The organism is Sphingobacterium sp. SG20118 (genome assembly GCF_044740685.1).
In the GTDB taxonomy this organism is placed as follows: domain Bacteria; phylum Bacteroidota; class Bacteroidia; order Sphingobacteriales; family Sphingobacteriaceae; genus Sphingobacterium.
Genome location: NZ_CP172826.1, coordinates 2,315,993 through 2,337,555 on the forward strand (window position 1 = coordinate 2,315,993; position 21,563 = coordinate 2,337,555).

The 21,563-nt window shown below is 35.6% G+C and carries 19 protein-coding genes; 13 read left to right on the top strand and 6 right to left on the bottom strand.

Going from position 1 to position 21,563, the window contains the following annotated elements:
• Positions 1-137: 137 nt before the first annotated feature.
• Positions 138-791 (top strand): prolyl oligopeptidase family serine peptidase, encoded by a 654-nt coding sequence (locus tag ACFX5U_RS10825; protein WP_144243405.1) that lies wholly within the window; start codon positions 138-140, stop codon positions 789-791.
• A 322-nt stretch (positions 792-1,113) separates the two neighbouring features.
• A complete protein-coding gene (locus ACFX5U_RS10830) occupies positions 1,114-4,365 on the top strand; it encodes a TonB-dependent receptor domain-containing protein (RefSeq protein ID WP_400263467.1) in 3,252 nt (1,083 codons plus the stop codon).
• 341 nt (positions 4,366-4,706) lie between these two features.
• On the opposite strand, the gene lgt is transcribed toward ACFX5U_RS10830, so the two are convergent.
• The gene (gene lgt, locus ACFX5U_RS10835) at positions 4,707-5,531 is read right to left on the bottom strand and encodes a prolipoprotein diacylglyceryl transferase (protein ID WP_400263468.1); all 825 of its coding nucleotides are present in this window, start codon (positions 5,529-5,531) and stop codon (positions 4,707-4,709) included.
• Positions 5,532-5,867: 336 nt separating this feature from the next.
• Between lgt and ACFX5U_RS10840 the strand changes: the two genes are divergently transcribed.
• The 3 genes from ACFX5U_RS10840 to ACFX5U_RS10850 all read left to right on the top strand — a co-directional run bounded on the left by ACFX5U_RS10840 (position 5,868) and on the right by ACFX5U_RS10850 (position 9,080).
• A complete protein-coding gene (locus tag ACFX5U_RS10840) occupies positions 5,868-6,983 on the top strand; it encodes a M42 family metallopeptidase (protein ID WP_400263469.1) in 1,116 nt (371 codons plus the stop codon).
• 35 nt (positions 6,984-7,018) lie between these two features.
• Positions 7,019-7,351, top strand: a complete 333-nt coding sequence (locus ACFX5U_RS10845; protein ID WP_038698408.1) for a DUF3467 domain-containing protein — start codon at positions 7,019-7,021, stop codon at positions 7,349-7,351.
• Between the two features lie 220 nt (positions 7,352-7,571).
• Positions 7,572-9,080, top strand: coding sequence for a carbon-nitrogen hydrolase family protein (locus tag ACFX5U_RS10850; protein WP_038698410.1), 1,509 nt, complete (start codon positions 7,572-7,574; stop codon positions 9,078-9,080).
• Between the two features lie 65 nt (positions 9,081-9,145).
• Here ACFX5U_RS10850 and ACFX5U_RS10855 read toward each other — a convergent pair whose 3' ends face one another.
• Positions 9,146-9,595, bottom strand: a complete 450-nt coding sequence (locus tag ACFX5U_RS10855; protein WP_038698412.1) for a cold-shock protein — start codon at positions 9,593-9,595, stop codon at positions 9,146-9,148.
• A 225-nt stretch (positions 9,596-9,820) separates the two neighbouring features.
• On the bottom strand, positions 9,821-10,387 hold the full coding sequence (locus ACFX5U_RS10860; protein WP_038698414.1) for a YqgE/AlgH family protein: 567 nt from the start codon (positions 10,385-10,387) through the stop codon (positions 9,821-9,823).
• Between the two features lie 129 nt (positions 10,388-10,516).
• Here ACFX5U_RS10860 and pdxH point away from each other — a divergent pair, with 129 nt between their 5' ends.
• The 5 genes from pdxH to ruvB all read left to right on the top strand — a co-directional run bounded on the left by pdxH (position 10,517) and on the right by ruvB (position 14,893).
• The gene (gene pdxH / locus ACFX5U_RS10865) at positions 10,517-11,170 is read left to right on the top strand and encodes a pyridoxamine 5'-phosphate oxidase (protein WP_400263470.1); all 654 of its coding nucleotides are present in this window, start codon (positions 10,517-10,519) and stop codon (positions 11,168-11,170) included.
• 3 nt (positions 11,171-11,173) lie between these two features.
• Entirely contained in the window at positions 11,174-11,665 is a 492-nt protein-coding gene (locus ACFX5U_RS10870; RefSeq protein ID WP_038698418.1) for an NADH-quinone oxidoreductase subunit C, read from the top strand.
• A 21-nt stretch (positions 11,666-11,686) separates the two neighbouring features.
• Complete coding sequence (locus ACFX5U_RS10875) at positions 11,687-12,883, top strand: NADH-quinone oxidoreductase subunit D (protein ID WP_038698420.1); 1,197 nt, start codon at positions 11,687-11,689, stop codon at positions 12,881-12,883.
• A 239-nt stretch (positions 12,884-13,122) separates the two neighbouring features.
• Positions 13,123-13,848, top strand: coding sequence for a polyprenol monophosphomannose synthase (locus ACFX5U_RS10880; protein WP_400263471.1), 726 nt, complete (start codon positions 13,123-13,125; stop codon positions 13,846-13,848).
• A 22-nt stretch (positions 13,849-13,870) separates the two neighbouring features.
• Positions 13,871-14,893: a Holliday junction branch migration DNA helicase RuvB gene (gene ruvB / locus ACFX5U_RS10885; protein ID WP_400263472.1), complete on the top strand. Its 1,023-nt coding sequence runs from the start codon at positions 13,871-13,873 to the stop codon at positions 14,891-14,893.
• 173 nt (positions 14,894-15,066) lie between these two features.
• Here the strand turns inward: ruvB and ACFX5U_RS10890 are convergent, their stop codons facing one another.
• The 3 genes from ACFX5U_RS10890 to ACFX5U_RS10900 form a co-directional block, all read right to left on the bottom strand.
• The gene (locus ACFX5U_RS10890; protein WP_400263473.1) at positions 15,067-15,618 is read right to left on the bottom strand and encodes a hypothetical protein; all 552 of its coding nucleotides are present in this window, start codon (positions 15,616-15,618) and stop codon (positions 15,067-15,069) included.
• 3 nt (positions 15,619-15,621) lie between these two features.
• Positions 15,622-18,108, bottom strand: coding sequence for a DPP IV N-terminal domain-containing protein (locus ACFX5U_RS10895; protein ID WP_400263474.1), 2,487 nt, complete (start codon positions 18,106-18,108; stop codon positions 15,622-15,624).
• Between the two features lie 90 nt (positions 18,109-18,198).
• Positions 18,199-19,617, bottom strand: coding sequence for an ATP-dependent RecD-like DNA helicase (locus ACFX5U_RS10900; protein ID WP_280571733.1), 1,419 nt, complete (start codon positions 19,615-19,617; stop codon positions 18,199-18,201).
• 91 nt (positions 19,618-19,708) lie between these two features.
• Between ACFX5U_RS10900 and ACFX5U_RS10905 the strand changes: the two genes are divergently transcribed.
• From ACFX5U_RS10905 to coaD, 3 genes are read left to right on the top strand one after another with little or no spacing between them, the layout of a single operon-like run.
• A complete protein-coding gene (locus tag ACFX5U_RS10905; protein ID WP_400263475.1) occupies positions 19,709-20,497 on the top strand; it encodes a DUF3822 family protein in 789 nt (262 codons plus the stop codon).
• Entirely contained in the window at positions 20,488-21,021 is a 534-nt protein-coding gene (gene rsmD / locus ACFX5U_RS10910; protein WP_038698428.1) for a 16S rRNA (guanine(966)-N(2))-methyltransferase RsmD, read from the top strand. Before ACFX5U_RS10905 ends, rsmD begins: the two co-directional genes overlap by 10 nt.
• A 3-nt stretch (positions 21,022-21,024) precedes the next feature.
• Positions 21,025-21,495 carry a pantetheine-phosphate adenylyltransferase gene (gene coaD / locus ACFX5U_RS10915; protein WP_038698430.1) on the top strand — a complete coding sequence of 157 codons (471 nt, stop codon included), beginning with the start codon at positions 21,025-21,027 and terminating at the stop codon, positions 21,493-21,495.
• Positions 21,496-21,563 lie beyond the last annotated feature (68 nt).

Here is a 21,563-nt window from a genome sequence, read left to right on the forward strand (position 1 = left end):
TAAAGAAGTTAATTTAGATTAATATATATTTTGCTGATTCAGAATAAAATGTATTTTTGTTACTTATGTATTTGACAAAAAAATATAATCAACCTATTTTTGGTATTTTAACTGTCGTTTTCATACTCTTCTTCGGTATGATGAACTTGGTTTGCCAAGCGCAATTGAAGGCTGTAGAAGGTGAAACTGCATACCCTTTTTTATTGAACCTACCTGAGGGGGAAGAACAACCAGAAAAGCAACCTATTTTGGTGTTTCTACATGGAAGAAGTCTTTCTGGAACTAACTTAGATCGTGTAAAACGGTATGGCGTACTTTATGCAATGAATAAAGGTCAAGAAGTGCCAGGGATTATCATTGCGCCACAATCAACAGGTGGATGGGATCCAGATAAAGTAATTGAAATCGTTGATTATGTAATTGAACACTATAATGCTGACCCTGACCGCGTGTATGTATGTGGAATGAGTATGGGAGGGTATGGTACTATGGATGTTGCCGGTAAATATCCTGACAGAATAGCAGCGGCAGTTGCTATCTGTGGAGGAGGTAGTGTTAAATATGCAGATAACCTTGCCCAAGTACCGTTATGGGTGCAACATGGTAATCGCGATCGTGCAGTACCCATGTCCGAATCTAAAAAAATTGTGAACGCAATTAAAAAAGCAGATCCAGAGGCTGATGTAACTTTAACGATTATTCCCGGCGGGACACATGGAAGTGTAGAACGTCTTTTCCATCGAGATGAAATGTACGAATGGTTATTCAAGCATAATAGAAAAGGCACATAACAGAAAACTGCTATGTTTGTTTTATTTGGTAGTAAATATTACAAAACATAATCGTTCATGATTTTATTTGTCTTCAAAATCGTCTATTAACACAATCGATTGCATTATAGTTTTTGTAATAATTGAAAGTGTCAAGTATTATAATTGCAAAATTAAATGTTAAAAATTGTTAAAATTCTCATTTTTTCAATTTTTAGTTATTTAAATGAAAAATATATAGCCTGAACATTCTTGTTATGAGTATGTTAAGTTTTTGTTAAGTGCTTCCAATGTTAAATTCTCTTTATACTTTTGTGGCATATTATTAACAAAAATTTTCTTTATGAAAAGACCTTTACTTTTTTTTGCACTTGTTTTAGCAAGTTATGGTACAATACATGCACAGGTCACTACGAGCAGTATGACTGGTTTAGTTAAACAAGCTAGCGGTCAAACAACAACGGGAGCAACAATTAAGGCAATCCACGTACCCTCAGGAACAACGTACACTGGCTCATCAAATTCTGCAGGACGCTTTAATCTTCCCGCAATGCGAGTAGGTGGTCCTTACAAAGTAGAGATTACGTATGTAGGTCAACAACCTATCGTCTACAATGATGTTTTCATACAATTGGGACAGCCTTATGTAATAAATGGCACTTTTGGTACTGGGGAAACTATGCTTGATGAGGTTGCTGTTACGAGAACTGCTGGGTCAAAAAACTTGAAAACTGGTGCCGAAACATCTATTTCTAGAAAACAGATGGAAAATTTACCAACTGTTTCTCGTTCAATTGAGGATTTTACAAGATTGACACCACAAGCTGATGTGAAAGGACAATCTGTTTCGATTGGAGGTATGAATAATAGGTTCAATCAATTTACTATTGATGGGGCAGTTACTAATGATGTGTTTGGTCTTAACTCGAACGGACTAAACGGCGGAGGTAGCGGTACAAATCCAATTTCCTTGGATGCAATTGAGCAAATGTCTGTTCAGGTAGCACCTTTTGATGTCCGTTCAAGTGGATTTGCTGGAGGAGGTATTTCTGCTGTCACCAAGTCGGGTACCAATCAATTTCAAGGTTCAGTTTATCACTATTTTAGAAATCAAGATTTAACTGGAAAGACACCAAAAGCTTTATTAAAAGATGATGAAAAAGGTAGTAGATTAGCCAATTTTTCTGAGAAAACTTATGGGGTACGCCTTGGAGGTCCAATTGTTAAAGATAAATTATTTTTCTTTGTTAATTACGAGCATACAAAAAGCAATACCCCAGAAAACTTTCAGGTTGGTTCAACTGGATCGAATCTACTAGAAGCCGATGCCCAACGTATTTATGATATTGCTCTGAATAAATATGGCTATGATGCAGGCTCTTTTACGGACCTAGTAGACGAAAATAAGTCCAATAAAATAATGACACGCTTGGACTGGAATATTAACGAAAAAAATAAACTATCGTTAAGATACAATTATGTAGATGGTACAGATGTGGGCAATACCCGTACGGGTACATCACTGACTTTTGGTAATGGTGCTGTATTAAAAGATTTTAAATCTAATACACTTACTTTGGAGTTAAGTAGCCGGATTAATAATTCATTAGCAAATAGTTTTATTGCGGGTTATTCACGTGTACGAGATGCGAGAAGTTATAAAAATCCCTTATTTCCGAATGTTCGCATCAATGTTCCAAGGCAAATTGAAGTAAATGGAGAACCAACAACGGTAACAGGAAATTATTATTTGGGTACAGATCCATTTAGTAATATCAACCAATTGGATCAGGATGTCTACACATTGTCTAATAACTTAACTTGGTATAAAGGACTTCACACATTGACATTTGGTACACATAATGAATTCTATAAGATGTATAATGCATATACAGGAAATTCAAATGGGGCATTTGTTTTTAGCGATTCTAAAGTAGGAGATGTTAATCCTGAAACTGGAGCACCTTATACTGCAATAGAGAATTTTGAGCGAGGTATGGCTAACAGCATGCAATTTAGCTATAGTAACACTGACGATCCTCGTCAGGGAGCTAAATTTAACGCCGTGCAATTGGGTTTCTATGTTCAAGATGAGTTTCAAATGCAAGATAATTTAAAAATTACTGCCGGTGTCCGAGTTGATATTCCAATCTATATGGATAAACCACTGGAGAATACTGACTTTAACAATTCCATCTTGGCAAAGCAATATGATGTTAAAACCAATCGTATGCCAAGTCCTGCACTGATGTTTTCTCCTAGAATAGGATTCAACTGGGATGTTAACAGAGATCGTTCTACCATAGTACGTGGGGGGATGGGTATCTTTACCTCTCGAGTTCCATTTGTATGGGCGGCAGGTGCCTTTACGCAAAGTGGAGCATTATTGGGAGGAAATAATTTAGGCAATGGTACTGATGCAAATGTTCCATTTATTAGTGATGTCAACAAATTGCCTAAATATGAAGGTACTGTTACACCTTCCGGAAATATTACCGCGCTTGACCGCAACTTGAAATTACCGCAGATAGCTCGCTTCTCCGGCGGGATAGATCAAGTATTACCGTACGGAATTAAAGGGACGTTAGAATTTATTTACTCTAAAAACTTAAGTGCATTTAATTTTAGAGATTTAAATTTGGAGAGACCAGTTGGAACATTAGAAGGAGCTGATAATCGTCTAGTTTATGATGCGAATAATAATAACCGTCGTGTATTAGATAACTATAGTGAGGTTATTTATGTGAATAATGTCAATAAGGGATATTCGTGGTCTACTACGGCATCATTATCTAAAAGTTTCTTGTTCGGTTTAGATGCATCGGTAGCATATACGTATACTGAAGCGAAGGATTTAATTTCAGGTACATCTTCCCAGAATCAATCGAATTGGTATCGAGTAGCTTCGGTAAACGGTTCAAATAACGTGACTTTAGCACATAATCCTTTTAGTACAGGAAGTCGTGTAATAGGGTTTTTATCGTTCTCGAAAGAATATTTGAAAAACTTAGGCACATCAGTATCTTTGGTTTATACAGGACAATCTGGAGCTAGATTTTCCTATCTAGCAGGAGGTAACTTAACAGGTTATGCATCTTCGACTAATAATCAGTTTAACTTACTGTATATTCCGAAAAATCAATCTGAAATGACTTTTGTCCAAAATAAAGATCAAACGCCACAACAACAATGGGACGCGTTCAATGGCTTTATTGAATCAAATGATTATCTAAAATCTAGGAGGGGACAATACGCTGAGAGGAATGGAGCTAGATCACCATTTTCGCATAAATTCGATTTGAAGATTGTTCAAGATTTATTTACGAATATCGGTAGCACAAAAAATAAATTACAGCTTTCGGTTGATGTCATGAATGTTGGGAATTTATTAAATGGCAATTGGGGTAAACAATATAGTGGATCGACAAGTTTCTGGGACAATAGTTTTGTACCTGTCACATTCGCTGGATATGAAGGAACCACTAAGAAACCGACTTATAGATTAGCTAATATAAACGGTAATGTTCCTTATTATGTTCAAGACCTTTCCTCTAGATGGTCTGCTCAAGTGGGTATTCGTTATATATTTAATTAATGAGTATAACTACCAATCTAATATAGCGTTAAAAAGGGGATGTTAAAACCCCCTTTTTAACGCTCTTATATTCTTGAAAAATTCGCTTTGTTAAAAGCCTAACTTTCTGATACTACTTTTTAGCTTTCGATTGTTTTTCAACCTTTTTTATTTACTGCTAATCTTGTCGCCATTCGAGACATTCCGGGATATAAATACAAACGAAGTTTAATTAAACAGAAAAACGATCATATAAAATATTTTATATGATCGTTTTAAATATTTATTCATAAATGAGCAACTTCATCAGTTTTCTCAAATTAAATGCTAAGATTTTTTATATCAGGAAATTACTGTATACCTTAACGTTTCAATGTTTTAGGCTTTCTAAAGATGAAATATAAACCTCCTAATATAAATGGAATACTTAAAAGCTGTCCCATATTTAATGCCATCCCTTGTTCAAATTCTTCTTGGTCAATCTTGAAGCTTTCTAAGTATAATCGAGCTGAGAAGAGCAACACAAAGAAGATACCCATTAATGTACCAGGTTTTTGCATCTTTTTATTTTTAAATAGGTAAACAATAATAAAGAAGATGATAATGTAAGCAATCGCTTCATAAAGTTGGCCAGGATGACGTGGAACTTGGTCAACATGATCAAATATAATAGCCCATGGTTTATCTGTCGGTGTACCGATAATCTCGGAGTTGAAAAAATTACCTATTCGAATGAAGGCACCCGCTATCGGAACAACTACCACTAGTCGATCTGCCAACCACAGAAAATCAGTTTTAGTCTTCCGGCAGAATAGATATAATGCAGTAAGGATACCGATCGCGCCGCCATGACTTGCTAAACCTGCAAAACCTGTCATTTGAAATTGACCGTTTACGAAACGGAATGGTAATACCATTTCCAGTAAATGATCTTTATAGTAATCGAACTCGTAAAAAAGACAATGTCCGAGTCTAGCACCTATTAATGTTCCTAGAAATATATATATACTCAATTGATCCAGTAATTCTTGACTCTTATTTTCGTTTCTGAATATTTTGAGCATAATCATATACGATACTGCAAATGCGGCTAACCAGCATAAAGCATAATATCGAAGACCAAAGCTGCCTATCTTAAATATTTCAGGATCTAAATTCCAATGTATGACGCTGAATAAATTCTCCATATTGTTTAATTATTTTTTTTCAAGCGTAAACTTAGATAAATTTGGTTGGATTCACGATATAATTACGTGGATATAAACGTAAAAATATTCGTTCATGATTTGTTATTTTTCTGCAATCATGATTGCGCTGCAGATATTCGTCAGTTTCTCAGAATTTGGTCGTTTGTGTTTTATTTAATACGCGTAGAAACATTCTTTCCCTATCTTCATCATATAGAATCGTATAAAAAGTCGCACAAATGCCCCTTAATTTGCCCAAGATTAAAGAAATTCAAATTTTACTTTTGTCGTTAGTATTATTTTTCATAATTTGACATCGGTAATTAAATAATGAGCATGGCAGATAAGAAGAAGAAAGAAAGTACACATATTTCAATAGTAACAAAGGATTCGGTCTCTTTTTTTGAAAAGTATATTAATAACCCTTCACCAACAGGATTTGAATGGGAGGGACAACGACTTTGGTTAGATTATTTAAAGCCTTATGTCGATGAAACATTTACGGATAATTACGGCACAGCAGTTGGCGTAATTAATCCAGAAGCTGAATATAAGGTGGTGATTGAAGCGCATGCGGATGAAATTTCGTGGTTCGTAAACTATATCACTAAAGATGGATTGATTTATGTAATCCGTAATGGTGGCTCTGACCATCAGATTGCACCATCAAAAAAAGTAAATATTCATACGGATAAAGGAATTGTAAAAGCGGTATTTGGATGGCCAGCCATCCATACACGTTCCGGTGAAAAAGAGGAAGCACCTACATTAAAGAATATCTTTTTGGATTGTGGATGTATTTCTAAAGAAGAAGTAGAAGCTTTAGGTGTTCATGTAGGATGTGTTATTACCTACGAAGATGAATTTAGTATATTAAACGACCGTTATTATGTAGGCCGTGCGATGGATAATCGTGCCGGTGGATTTATGATTGCTGAAGTTGCTCGTTTATTAAAGGAAAACAAGAAAAAACTTCCTTTTGGATTATATATCGTTAATTCTGTTCAAGAAGAAATTGGTTTACGTGGCGCAGAAATGATTGCCCAAAGAATCAAACCTAATGTAGCGATTGTGACAGATGTAACGCATGATACCCAAACTCCTATGATCAATAAAATCACGCAAGGTGATTTATCGTCAGGAGCAGGGCCAGTCTTGTCATATGCCCCTGCTGTTCAGATTAATTTAAATAAATTGCTTGTTCAGGTTGCTGAAAAGAATGGGATTCCATTCCAGCGTCAAGCTTCATCGCGTTCTACCGGAACAGACACAGATGCTTTTGCTTATAGTAATGGCGGTGTACCTTCAGCATTGATTTCATTGCCTTTACGTTACATGCACACAACTGTAGAGATGGTTCATAAAGAAGATGTAGATAATGTCATCCTCTTGATTTATGAAACCTTGTTAAATATTGAAGCAGGACAAGATTTTAGAACATTTAGCAAATAATTAGAAACTTATATTAAATACTTATAATAAATTTTATGGAAAATAATCAAAATCAGAACGAATTGAGTATCGAGTTGACCGAAGAAGTAGCTGAAGGAATCTACTCAAATCTAGCGATCATAACGCATTCAAACACAGAGTTTGTGATTGACTTCGTACGTGTGATGCCAGGTGTTCCGAAAGCTAAAGTGAAATCTAGAATCGTTTTGACGCCTGAACATGCTAAACGTTTGTTAGGTGCATTACAAGATAATGTAACTCGCTTTGAAGCGATTGCAGCAGCAGGAAATCAAACTAGTGATGCGCAAGTAATCGGCGGCGACCCAACAGTTGCTTTCCCTTTTGGTGGCACAACTGGTCAAGCATAGTTTTTTCGGTATTAGTAATACACCGATAATATACGCTTATAAAAGAGTTAAGACTTAATTGTCTTAGCTCTTTTTCTTTATAAGAGCTAAAGAGCAATAGCTACAGACAATGACAGTCTATTGTATCTTATTATAAATAGATTTTTGAAGTTATTTTAACCAGCCAGAACATGATTTAGGATTGATTTTTGTATATTGATGGAAACTAATTTTGATTTATATGGATATTCAAGTCAGAAACTTGACAAAAAAAGACTATGTTGATTTGAAGAGCTCCATGACCGAAGCTTATCAGGGGGTAGGCGAAATCTGGACGCGCGAGAATATTGTTGACTTAATTGACTTATTTCCAGAAGGACAATTGTGTGTGGAGGTTGACGGTCATGTTGTGGCTTGTGCTTTATCCATTATTCTCAATTCGAAGAAGAGTAATATTTTTGATAGTTATTATGAAATCATCGATGATGGTAAATTTTCAAAACATACCAATGATGGAGATACTCTTTATGGTATAGAAGTATTTGTTCACCCAGACCATCGTGCCCTTCGGCTTGGAAGACGGTTATATGATTCGCGAAAGGAATTATGCGAACAAATGAACTTAAAATCTATCGTGGCAGGTGGTCGGATTCCAAATTACCACAACTACTCGGATAAGATGAGTCCGAGAACATATATTGAAAAAGTCAAAAGAAAGGAGATTTATGATCCAACACTCACTTTTCAACTGTCCAACGATTTTCATGTCAAAAAAATATTAAAACATTATTTGCCTGAAGACTCCGAGTCTATGGAGTTTGCAACTCTATTAGAATGGAACAACATTTATTACGAATCGGAAACACGCTCTATTTCAACAACCAAGCAGACGATAAGATTGGGATTGGTACAGTGGCAGATGCGCCTTTTTGATAATATAGAAGCGTTTTATGATCAAATAGAATTTTTTGTCGATACGGTAAGTGATTATGGAACGGATTTCATTATGTTTCCAGAATTCTTCAATTCGCCTTTGATGAGTCCTTATAATGAACTTCCAGAACGCATGGCGATGGAAAAATTAGCCGAAAAAACGGCGGAAATTATCGATAAAATCCAACAGTTTGCAGTTTCCTACAATATCAATATAATTGCAGGGTCTATGCCAATCATGGAAAATAAAAAACTTTATAATATATCGTATCTCTGTCATCGCAATGGTAAACTGGATTCTTTTAAGAAGATACACATCACTCCTAATGAATCGAAATATTACGGTATGGTCGGAGGGAGTGAAGTAAAGGTATTTGATACAGATTGTGGTAAAGTTGGACTACTAATCTGCTATGACGTAGAATTTCCCGAATTGAGCCGTATATTAGCAGATCAAGGAATGCAAATCTTGTTTGTTCCTTTTATGACCGATACACAGAATGGTTACATACGTGTACGGAGTTGCGCACAGGCGCGAGCAATTGAAAATGAATGTTATGTAGCTATTGCGGGTTCGGTTGGTAATCTGCCTCGGGTAAATAATATGGATATTCAGTATTCACAATCTGCTGTTTTTACACCTTCGGATTTCGCTTTTCCAAATAATGCGATTAAAGCAGAGGCGACTCCGAATACTGAAATGGTACTGATTGCCGATGTGGATCTTTATGCACTTCGTGATTTACATGAATACGGGACCGTAAAAGTGATGAAGGATCGGCGTAAGGATTTGTACGAAGTTAAGTTGTTAAAATAGTATAATGACAAAAAAAGGGGATTTAATTAATTAAATCCCCTTTTTCCTATGTTATCCTTTTAATGTTATTTTTGTAATTTAACATTTACGGCATTCATACCTTTTAATCCTTTTTCTGTTTCAAAAGTTACTTTGTCATTCTCTTTAACAGCGTCAATCAGACCATTAACGTGGAAAAATATTTTATCCTGAGTTTTTAGATCACGTATGAAACCAAAACCTTTGTCTGTATTGTAAAAATTCACAATACCAGATTTAATTAAATCTTCTGGGTTTGCTTCATATTTAGCAGTTGATATTGCGATATCTTCTACATTAATTTTCTGTTTTTTTGTTGGATCAGGAGGAGTTGTAGTTATGTTTCCATATTCATCAACATATACAAACATTTCTTCTAAACTTTTACCTTTGTCGGTATTGTTTTTTCTCTCTTCTTTCTTTTGCTCCTTATCTTGTTTCTTTTTTAACTTTTTTTTCTCTTTTTCTTTTTTGCTGAAACTTTCTGAACTACTCATTTATTTATTTAAAATTAATATTAAACCATATTAAACTACTGAATCTGCGGCAGTTTAAGTAAACAAAAGTCATCGCATTAAATAAATTCAAAAGGTGAAAGCCATATCTCGAATTAAGATAAATTGAAATGTTTTAAAACGTAAGGACTCTGCTTAATGTCACAAATATACTAAAAAATAGTGAAGATTACATTTTATTCATAAAAATTACGTCGAAATAACAAATTAATTTAAGCTTGGTAATTGTGGGAAATTGGCAACATGGGCATACTTCGCACCCAAGCTTATAACAGCCTCTTTCCAAAGTAGTTCGGTGTCTTTCTCAAAGACCAATGCAGCGGAAAATTTATTCTGAACTGCCCAACTATTTTCTTTGATTTCCTTATCTAATTGGCCTGATTGCCAGCCTGAATACCCCAAGAAAAATTTGATATCTTCTTGATTTATCTTATTTTCATTTATTAAGCTAAATAATAATTCTGCATCTCCTCCAAAATATATATTATCATTTATTTCCTCCCCACTTAGAAGTAAATCAAAACGGGAGTGGATAAAAAATAACTCATTCTGGGAAACGGGCCCACCTATATGTAAAGGAAAGGTACATGTTGCGATTTCTCTGATTAAATCTCCAACACAACCAATAACCTTATGATTGAGAATAAATCCTAAGGTTGTGTCCTGAGAATCGTGATCACATAATAGGATGACCGACCGTTCAAAATTTGGGTCGAGCATAAAAGGTTCTGATATTAATAAACAGCCTGTTTGAGGATCGAGTTCGTTAAACATTTGCATTTGTTTTAGACATATATTACAATAAAATTAATGCCAAAGTCATTTTGATAATTAATTTATACGAGTTTAGTAGATAAAAATAAGTGAAATTAGTATGTTTGTGACATATAAAAATTCAAAGTCATGGCAATCGAACACAAAGATATTGCCGCAATTAGACAAGATTATGCCTTGGGCAACCTGTCTGAAAGCGACGTGAGCAATGATCCTTTAGTACAATTTGAAAAATGGTTTAACGAAGCTATTTATAGTGAGGTTCTTGAACCTAATGCTATGATTTTGTCTACAGTAGGCGATATGTCATTGCCTTCGTCGCGCGTGGTTTTACTAAAAGATCTAAAAGATAATGGTTTTAGTTTTTTCACTAATTTCAATAGCCGTAAAGGTACTGAAATGAATGCCAATCCGCATGTGGCGACTCTGTTTTTTTGGCCAGAATTACAACGTCAGGTACGTATAGAAGGACTTATTGAAAAACTACCGGAAGAGGATTCTGACGAATATTTTCAATCTAGGCCAAAGGGAAGTCGTCTTGGAGCCATTGCATCACCACAAAGTGAAACAATTCCCAATCGCAGTTTCCTAGAAGAAAGAGTCGCAAATCTTGCGCACGAATTTGAAAATCAAGAGCTCGTACCGCGTCCTGAGTTTTGGGGAGGTTACTTGATAAAGCCTCTTTATATTGAGTTTTGGCAAGGCCGTTCAAGTCGTCTTCATGATAGAATAGCCTTTCAAAAAGTATCTGATTCCTGGAAAATAGTTCGCTTAGCACCTTAAATAATGAATACGAAAGAAATTTCAACCTTAATCGTTGCCAGATTTGGGGATGAAGCCATTGAGAAAATAGAAGAATCAGGATTGCAATCAGCGATATTCGTGAATGCTGCCTTTCTGGAAGAAATTTGTTTTTTTTTACGGGACGAAGAGGGACTCTATTTTGATTTTTTAAATAATATTACGGCTGTTGATCTGAGTGAATTGGGCTTTATGATTACTTATCATTTGACCTCAATTCCTTATTTACATACATTGGTATTAAAGGTAATGAAGGAAAACAACCGTAATGTTGATCAACTACCAGAGCTTGCTTCTGTTGCTACCGTATGGAAAACTGCCGACTGGCACGAGCGAGAAGCTTTTGACCTCATGGGAATATTTTTCATCGGCCATCCCGATCTTAGACGTATCCTACTTCCAGATGACTGGGAGGGATATCCTTTAAGAAAAGACTATCAAGACCCAGAGAGTTATCATGGAATTGCTATTAAATAAATAAGAACTCGATTACTGCATATGTCGAATACGAAGTACAATGCTGCGTTTAAAAAATACGAAGCACATCTAGAAAGCATTGGTTCACAAGAGATGATCATCAACATGGGGCCTCAGCATCCTTCAACACATGGTGTTCTGCGCTTACAGTTGATAACTGACGGTGAACTTGTCAAAGAAGTGATTCCGCATTTGGGTTATTTACATCGTTGCTTTGATAAACATGCAGAATCCATGAGTTATGGTAAAACCATACCGTTCACCGATCGTTTGGACTATTTATCATCCATGAATAATAGCCATGCTTTTGTTATGGGAGTAGAGCGTATGCTCGGTATTGATGACAAGATTCCAAAAAGAGTGGAGTATATACGGGTATTAGTCTGTGAATTAAATCGCATTGCCTCACATTTGATTGGCATCGGTACCTATGGCATTGATATCGGTGCATTTACACCTTTTATGTGGTGCTTTAGAGATCGTGAACATATCATGAATATGTTAGAATGGGTTTCAGGCTCACGTATGTTATATAATTACATTTGGGTAGGCGGTTTATTTTATGACCTACCAGTTGGTTTTGAAGAAAGATGTGCTGAATTTGTTACCTATTTCAAGCCTAAATTGGTGGAGTTGGATGAGTTGCTAACTGAAAATCAAATATTTATATCACGAACTGCAAATATTGGCATCCTACCTGCAGATGTTGCCATCAACTATGGTGTGTCGGGACCGATGCTTCGCGCTTCGGGAATCAAATGGGATTTGAGAAGAATAGATGCCTATTCCGTATATCCAGAAATCGATTTTGAAATACCTGTTGGAAAAGGTGAAATGGGGAGTTTGGGCGACTGTTGGGATCGATACAAGATTCGTGTGGATGAGGTAAAGGAATCTGTCAAAATTATAGAACAATGTTTAGAGCGTTTATTAAAAGATTTTCCGCGTACCAATACATTTGATCCGCGCGCATTGGTGCCAAAAAAAGTCAACCTTAAAGCCCAGGATTATTATGTAAGAGCTGAAAACCCAAAGGGAGAATTAGGTTTTTATTTTGTAACACAGGAAAAATCTGATATCCCTAAACGGGTGAAGGCAAGGGGGCCGAGCTTTAATAATCTCTCCGTTTTACCTGAACTGGGGAAGGGAAATTTGATTGCCGACTTGATTGCAATATTGGGGTCGATGGATATTGTACTGGGAGAAGTAGACCGCTAATCAAGTGGTTTGTAATTTTTGTGTTATCAACAACTATTAAAGGTTTAATAGGTTTTGTTTTACATTCTTTTAGTCTATATTTGTAGTCTCATAATTTAAGTTTATAATTGGTTAATAAAAGTCTGCTATTGCAAAATAGCGGACTTTTTATTTTCCATCCATCTGCCATTAATGCTCCAATAGGTCAATAAGAATCCCAATAAAATTAGTAACTTTACAGCATACAAAATGTTTATAAAGTGGCCGATAGTTTAGTTATCATACCTACATACAACGAGAAGGAGAACATCGAAAAAATAATTCGTAAAGTATGCTCTCTTCCCGTACCCTTTCATATTTTAATTGTCGATGACGGTTCTCCTGATGGAACAGCTAACATCGTGAAATCACTTCAAGATGAATTTCATGAATGCTTGTTTATTGAAGAACGTAAAGGAAAGTTGGGCTTAGGCACTGCTTACATACATGGATTTAAATGGGCTTTACAACGAGAATATGAATTCATATTTGAAATGGATGCTGATTTTAGCCATAATCCGGATGACTTGATTCGCCTACGTCAAAACTGTATAGAAAATGCCGACATGAGTATTGGTTCTCGTTATATCAAAGGTGTAAATGTAGTGAATTGGCCCATGAGTAGGGTGTTGATGTCATATTTTGCTTCTGTTTATGTACGTTTTGTAACAGGCATTGACATTCAGGACGCTACCGCGGGTTTTGTGTGTTTTAGGAGAAGAGTATTAGAGCGAATACCACTTGATAAAATTAGGTTCGTTGGCTATGCATTTCAAATTGAAATGAAGTTTACCGCGATTAAATATGGTTTTAAAGTAGATGAGGTACCTATTATATTTACTGATCGTACAGAGGGAACTTCAAAAATGAGCACAAGTATTTTTAAAGAAGCTTTTTTCGGTGTTATCCAATTGAAAATTTCTAGTTGGACGCGAAAATATAAATAAATCGAATAAAAGGAGAGCGTAAATGAATGAGAACTTAGATCCGAATGCGGAAAACTTAAATCATATGGATAGGGATATCGAACGTGTATTAAGACCGCAGGCGTTTGAGGATTTTACTGGGCAGGAAAAGATTTTGGAAAACCTGAACATCTTTGTTAAGGCTGCAAAATTGAGAGGGGAGTCATTAGATCACGTATTACTTCATGGGCCTCCCGGACTTGGTAAAACAACGCTATCCAATATAATTGCCAATGAAATGGGGGTCGGCATAAAGATTACTTCTGGACCAGTACTGGACAAACCAGGTGATTTAGCGGGTTTACTGACCAACCTTGAAGAAGGCGATGTATTATTTATTGATGAAATTCACCGTTTGAGCCCGATTGTAGAAGAGTATCTATATTCAGCGATGGAAGATTTTAAAATTGACATCATGTTGGAAACAGGTCCGAATGCACGATCTGTGCAAATATCTCTGAATCCGTTTACGCTTATTGGTGCAACTACCCGTTCAGGATTGTTAACGTCCCCTTTAAGAGCGCGTTTTGGCATCAATGCTCGCTTGCAATATTACGATGTAAAACTATTAACGACCATTGTCTTAAGGTCAGCAGACATTTTAAAGACACCTATCAGTGACGAGGGTGCTTACGAAATCGCTAGAAGGAGCAGAGGTACGCCTCGTATTGCCAATGCACTCTTAAGGAGAACTCGTGATTTTGCACAAATTAAAGGTACAGGTTCTATTGAACGTGAAATCGCGAAATATGCTTTAAATGCTCTGAATGTAGATGAAAACGGGTTGGATGAAATGGACAATCGTATCTTAAGTACAATTATCGATAAATTTAAAGGTGGTCCGGTTGGTCTCAAGACTATTGCAACTGCTGTGGGAGAAGATGAAGGAACTATTGAAGAAGTATATGAACCTTTCTTGATTCAAGAAGGCTATTTAATGCGAACTTCGAGAGGAAGGGAATGTACTGAAGCGGCTTTTAAACACATTGGTAGGGTATACACAAATAAAGGAAATACTCTTTTTTAATCTAATCTTTCATTATCTGATTATTAAATCAAAGTGATTTAAATAATTTTCGAAATGAGCTGTATTTAATCCAACTCTTCTAAGAAATGGAATCAATCGAAGGGTCAAATCCTATTAGAGTGGGTATATTTTCGTATGCTTACAGAGGATTTATCTTTTATTAGGGCGTAAAACTATTTCTTGCGATTTTTTAAAATCTTTAGACTCCTACTTTTAATTGCTGGAGTTGGGTTTATTCTGAGTTGATATTCAACTTGCGCATATAGTTCTTCTTTAACCCAAGTATGGTTTTCGCTCATTTGATTTAAGATATCCATACAATTTGTTAGTACAGCAATTGGGCAGGTAGGGTCTATTAACCAATTGAAAGACACCTCTATTATAGTCTCGTTTTCTTCTTTAGTCAATAGGGTGTACTTTGCTTTCTTTGAGGTCAAGTAGAGCAACACTTTACTAAGGCACCTTGCGCAACTCCAGTTCTCCAATGCCCTGATATTTTTGATGAGAAGCTGGCTAAGATCTCGATCTAGCAGTGATTTTTCTTTTAAGACAATGGTCTCAAACATCCAAGCACTTCTAAAAGCAAGCTGTTTATCTTCTTGATAGGTGGACAATATCAATAGATCGGACAAGGATAACCCACGCAATATATTCAAAGAAAAATCCGCTACCTGATACTGCGTATAGATAGCGGAAAAAATTTCTAATTTTTGTTTTGTAATCATTGATTATCTACTCAATGGTATTTCTCTGTTTATTTCAATCATATTAACTTCTTCGATTTTCGAATCACCAATAAGGTATTCTGCAAAATAATCTCCCATTTTCCAAAAGAAATATTCGGTCATATCACCAAATCCATGACGTTGTCCAGGTAGCAACAAGAAATCAAAACGTTTATTTGCTTTTATTAAAGCATTGACCATTCTGATAGAGTTGGCAGGATGCACATTGTTATCAATATCTCCTGTAGCAATTAATAGTTTGCCTTTTAGATTTTTCGCTAAATCTGTATTTTTGTCAATCTGATAGGTAAATGTTGTATCACCTTTAGTACTTATTTTCTCTGTAACACCATGATGTCTTTCGCTCCACCATCTGTTATAGATGTTGTTTTCGTGGTTTCCAGCGCCAGAAACTGCTACTTTAAAGAAGTCAGGATAAACCAACATAGCAGCTGTAGACATAAATCCCCCGCCCGAATGTCCAGTGATACCAACGCGATTAATATCGATAAACTTAAACCGATCCGCTAATTGTTCTGCAGCGACCTTTTTATCCTCTAATCCATAGTCTCTTAAGTTGCCATATCCATATGTATGATACCATTGAGATCTTGCCGGATGACCACCACGGTTACCAACAGTAACGACAATCATCCCAAATTGTGCTAAGCGATCGATTCTATCCATGCTTCTGCCGAAAGATTGATTTACTGCCTCAGTCTGTGGACCTGGGTAGATGTATTCAACTATAGGATAGGTCTTTGTGCTATCAAAATCAAACGGCTTGTACATCACTCCATACAGGTCTGTAATACCATCTCCTGCTTTAACTTTAAAAGGTTGTGGAAATTTATAGCCAGCTGCAAATAGTAAAGAAAGGTCTGCTTTTTCTAACGTCATTAGCTTCTTTCCATTGGTATTAAATAATGCTATTTCAGGAACGCTGTTTACGCGAGAAAAATTATCAACAAAATAGCGAGCGCTTTCACTGACATCGACCTGATGATCAAAATTACCAGGGTTTAATAATTTTAGATTTGAGCCATTGAAACCCACACTATAATGATGTAAATAATAAGGGTCTTCATTATTCTCTTTACCATTTGCAGTGAAGTATAACATTCTTGTTGTTAAGTCAGATCCTGTAATCTCCTCGCAATTGAATGAGCCACTTGTCAATTGCTGTTTTAAGTTTCCCTGATTATCATAAAGATAAAAATGTCCCCAACCATCGCGTTGAGACCAGTGGATAAATTCAGCACCATTATTAATTAATAATGGTTTTTTGATATCTTGATAAACGTTGGAACGCTCCTCTACTAATACTTTAGTTGTTCCATCTATATTCACCTGTAACAAGTCAATACGTTTTAAATCGCGACTTGATCGAGCAATGTAAAATGCATCATTGTTACCTAACCAATAGTTGATAAAATAGTCACCTCTATAGCTATTCTTATCCGTGTTTTTTGACCAATTGCTTAATGTCTGATTTTTAAAAGCATCAACTTTTATTTGTTTATAAGTTTTATCAGAAGCTTTGAAAATATATAATTGAGTTTCTGTCGAGTCCGTCTCACCAGGCATTTGGTATTTATAGGTCTCTAATGTTGGGCGTTTACTTCCTACATTATTGATAACCCATAATGGATTTAAACTTCTGTTATCTTTACGAGTGATGACAAAATGTTTACCGTCAGGGGACCAATTCATCCATATACGTTTGCGTTTAACAAAATCTTCCTCTTTTTTATCGTCACCTGTTGTCGTGCTGTATTCATCACCAGCCCAAGCATAATACTGAAGACCATCTTTGGTTATTTGATGTTCTATAATCGTACTGTCTTTTTCATTCTTTACCGCTTTTTCATAGTTGGCGCGATCCATCCAAAATAGATTAAAATCTTTTGCAAAGTAAATGGTATTGGTGTCAGGGGAGAAGGTTGCCCAAGATAAAGCTTTTTTCTCTTTGGTTTTGTCGCTCAGCTCGATGACCTTTTGTGTTGCTAAATCATATTCCAGATAGAAAAGCTTCTTTTTTAGGGTATCGGTTTTCACCTTGAGCTTTTCAATCTCTTCTTTAGACTTTAAAGTATCTTGAGTACTAGCAACTTCAAATCTGATTTTCTTTTCATCTTTTGTGAATCTTAAATTCTGAAGGGACAGGTGCTGCGCATCAAATGGATTTTTAACAATTTTGGTAATTTGTGCTGCTAATTTTTCATTGTCAAAAAGGGTCTCCTTTTTACTGCTTGCTGGATCCACTAAATACCAGTTTTTTCCTTGAGGAGTGGTGAAATCATACCAAAAGCGATCAGAAAAATTTATCCAATTGGGTTTAATCGTTGTGGAAAAAATCATTTTTTTAAGCTTATCTGGCGAAAATTTTGATGCTAACAGATAATTCGCTTTAGGCGGTGAGGTTGATTCTTGGGCTGTGGCATAAAAACATGTGAGCAACAGTCCTAAGAATAAGTAAATCTTATTCATTCTTTGGTTTTATATGAAATTTAAAAGTCAAAAGTATTAAGTTATCACATGAGAAAGAAGTAAGTCTTGTAAAATTTTAGTTAATGAAGGCTAAGAAAAGAACTTTTCATTAAAATTTACTAAAAATAGTTCCTCAGTAGCCCTTGTTATCCCTGTATATAGCCAGCGAAGAAATTCTGTCGTCAACATTTCGTCGGTCAGGTAACCTTGGTCAACGAAAACAGCTGGCCATTGCCCACCTTGAGCTTTATGACAGGTAATAGCGAAAGCAAATTTTATTTGCAAAGCATTGTAATAAGGGTCTTTTTTAATCGCTTCCAAACGATCTTGTTTTAAGAAGATATCTTCGTAATCTCTGGCTACGGCCTCATATAGTTTTTTTTGATCTTCATAGGGGAGGTTTGGACTGTCGGTATATAGACTGTCTAAAATAACGCGACAAGTAATTGGTTCTTGATTTTGAGTATCCATAAATTCGAATGTGATATCTGCAAAGCGAAATCCGTGCTGCTCATGCACATGGCTGACTTTCCTTATTTTAGCCATATCGCCATTCGCAATAAAACCATTTTCAATGCCATTATCCTGTAACCAAAAATAGTTGTTGCGGACAACCATAATATGGTCACCTCCAGTAATTTCTTCTTCACGAAATAATATTTGGTTTCGGATATGCTGATTATAGAGGTTGGCAGATTTATTTGAGCGACAGATAATCATCGTGTTTTCTATGCCAAATTTATCGTAAGCATAATTAATCCCTTCAATTAAACGTTCTCCTGTCATCCTGTAAATGTCTTTAAATCCACTTGTTATGAATTTAGGAAATGGATAAGTTCCTTCTAACTCCTCAAGGTTTATTTCTTGTCTAATTTTAGTGGCATTAAAAAGAATACCCGAATTTTTTTGTTGTCGCACTACATCAGTCAGTTCAAAACTATAAGGATGAAAGTAAAATTCATTTTCTAAATATGCTGGATTTAATGCCGGACTTTCCCATAAGCCTACTGGTGGTAATTGAGCCGTATCTCCAACAAACATAATCGCACAATTCTTTCCACTACGCACATACTTCACCAGATCATCCAATAAACTTTTTGAAAACATATTGACACTTTCATTCGAGATCATCGAAGATTCATCAATAATAAATAGGGTATCTTCATGTAAGTTTTCTGCCAAAGAAAAATCCATAATAAATGATACTGCATTTTTTTTTCGATATATTTTTTTATGGATAGTCAGTGCAGATCTCCCAGAATAATGACTCATCACCTTAGCGGCACGCCCCGTGGGTGCGAGTAAAATCGCTTTTTTCTTAATATAAGGTAGTGTTTTAACTAGCGCAGAGATAATCGTTGTTTTACCTGTTCCGGCATAACCTTTTAAAACAAAACAATCCTGTGTACGAAAGGAATTCAAAAATACAGCCAGCAATTCGAAAACATCATTTTGCTGTGGAGTCGCCGTCCAAGGGAAGCGTTGGATCAATAATTCTTTAATATGCACCATCAAAGTTATCTAAAAGGTTTGTCTTATCATTTAGAAAAGTTAATTTTGTTAGATTATACATTAATAATTGAAATTGGAAAGTGTAAATATGAATTATATATCTGAGGAGTTTAATATCCATTTTTTGCCAGAATATATATTATCTGCAAAAGCAGGTTTTAGTAAAGATGTCATAAGCGTAACAGATAGCCAGTTAAATCTGAAACTGTTGATGGAATATGATGCAGAAAACCCGAAACTGGAGGCTACTCAAATCCTGAGTTTACCTTTTCGATATGTTAAAGTGGTGATGCCTCATCAAAGCTTGACTTTTATTCCCCAGGAAGTCTTTCAAGCAGATAGGCTAACTGATTATGCGCCATACCTTGTTGAACATGTTCCTGGTCATATTCACACACATGAAATGAAAAACATTGGAATAGTAGCTGTATTTGAATATGACTTAACCTTATACAACAGGTGGAAGGCACTTTTTCCAGATGCTGAAATATATCCAGAGTTTAGTATCATTTTAGACCAGGCACAAGATCTTGTGCCAATCAGAGGGTCAGTCCTAGGTGTCCATTTTGTTTCTGATCATTTAGTGGATTTGTATGTATTTCAAAATGGGCAATTTATATTATATAACTCGTTTGATGTTCATTTTGCGGAGGATTTAAATTACTATGTTTTAAATGTTTTGCAACAATTTTCATTAGGAGATCAAGTGTCTAAAGTGTTGGTTTCTGGAGATATACCTAACGAAAACTATCTTAGATGCTTAGAGAAATATTCAAGCACAATTGGGTATTTGGAATCTAAAAGTAAGATTCAAGTTAAACAGGATATGCAACAACGTAATTTCAATACTTTATTTGACGCGATATTATGCGAATAATAGGAGGACAATATGGTGGCATTCGTCTTAATCCACCTACAAATTTACCTGTAAGACCAACTACCGACATTGCAAAAGAAGCTTTGTTTAATATTTTACAAAACCGCATTGATTTTGACGGGTTAAATTGTTTGGACCTTTTTGCCGGAACAGGTAATATAAGCTTTGAGCTAGCCTCTCGTTATGCTGGTTCTGTTGATGCTATTGATCTGCATTTTAAATGCGTTCAATATATTACAGATACAGCAAAAAAGATGAATATCACAAGTATTAAGGCTAAAAAAGCAGATGTATTTAAATATATTCAAACTGCTAAGGGGAAATACGATTTCATATTTGCCGATCCGCCATATGATATACCAAAATTACCACAGTTAGCACATTTCATAATTGATGCTCAATTGCTAAATCAAGGAGGTTTGCTAGTGGTTGAACATCCTTCGACTAGGGAAATGGATCCACATCCAAATTTTATAGAAAAAAGAAAATATGGCTATTCCTCCTTTTCATTTTACACATTATAAGCTATGAGAATTGCTGTTTTTGCCGGGTCGTTTGATCCATTTACTTTGGCACATCAAGATATCGTGGAGCGCGCTCTTCCTCTTTTTGATAAAATCTATATTGCAATAGGTGTGAACAGTGCAAAGCAAGGTCTGCTGACTGTTGAAGAAAAATTGACAACTATTCAATCTGTTTTTAAAAATAAGGATATAGTCGAAGTTGTTTCTTTTCAAGGTTTGACCATTGAATTTTGTAAACTTGTCAGTGCTAATTTTTTGCTTAGAGGACTCCGTAATACGGCAGATTTTGAATTTGAAAATAGCATTGCACAAAATAATTTGATTTTAGCACCCCATATAGAAACGTATTTCTTAATGAGCAGGAGTGGGTTGGCTCACATCTCCTCTACCATCGTTCGTGATGTATGGCGAAACGGTGGACCGATAGAAAACATGGTTCCAAAAACAATCAATCATTTTTTAAAGAATAAGTAAATCCATAAAAAAAGCATATCTCTTGAGATATGCTTTTTTTATGGATTCTCATTTTTTAAAGACCAAAT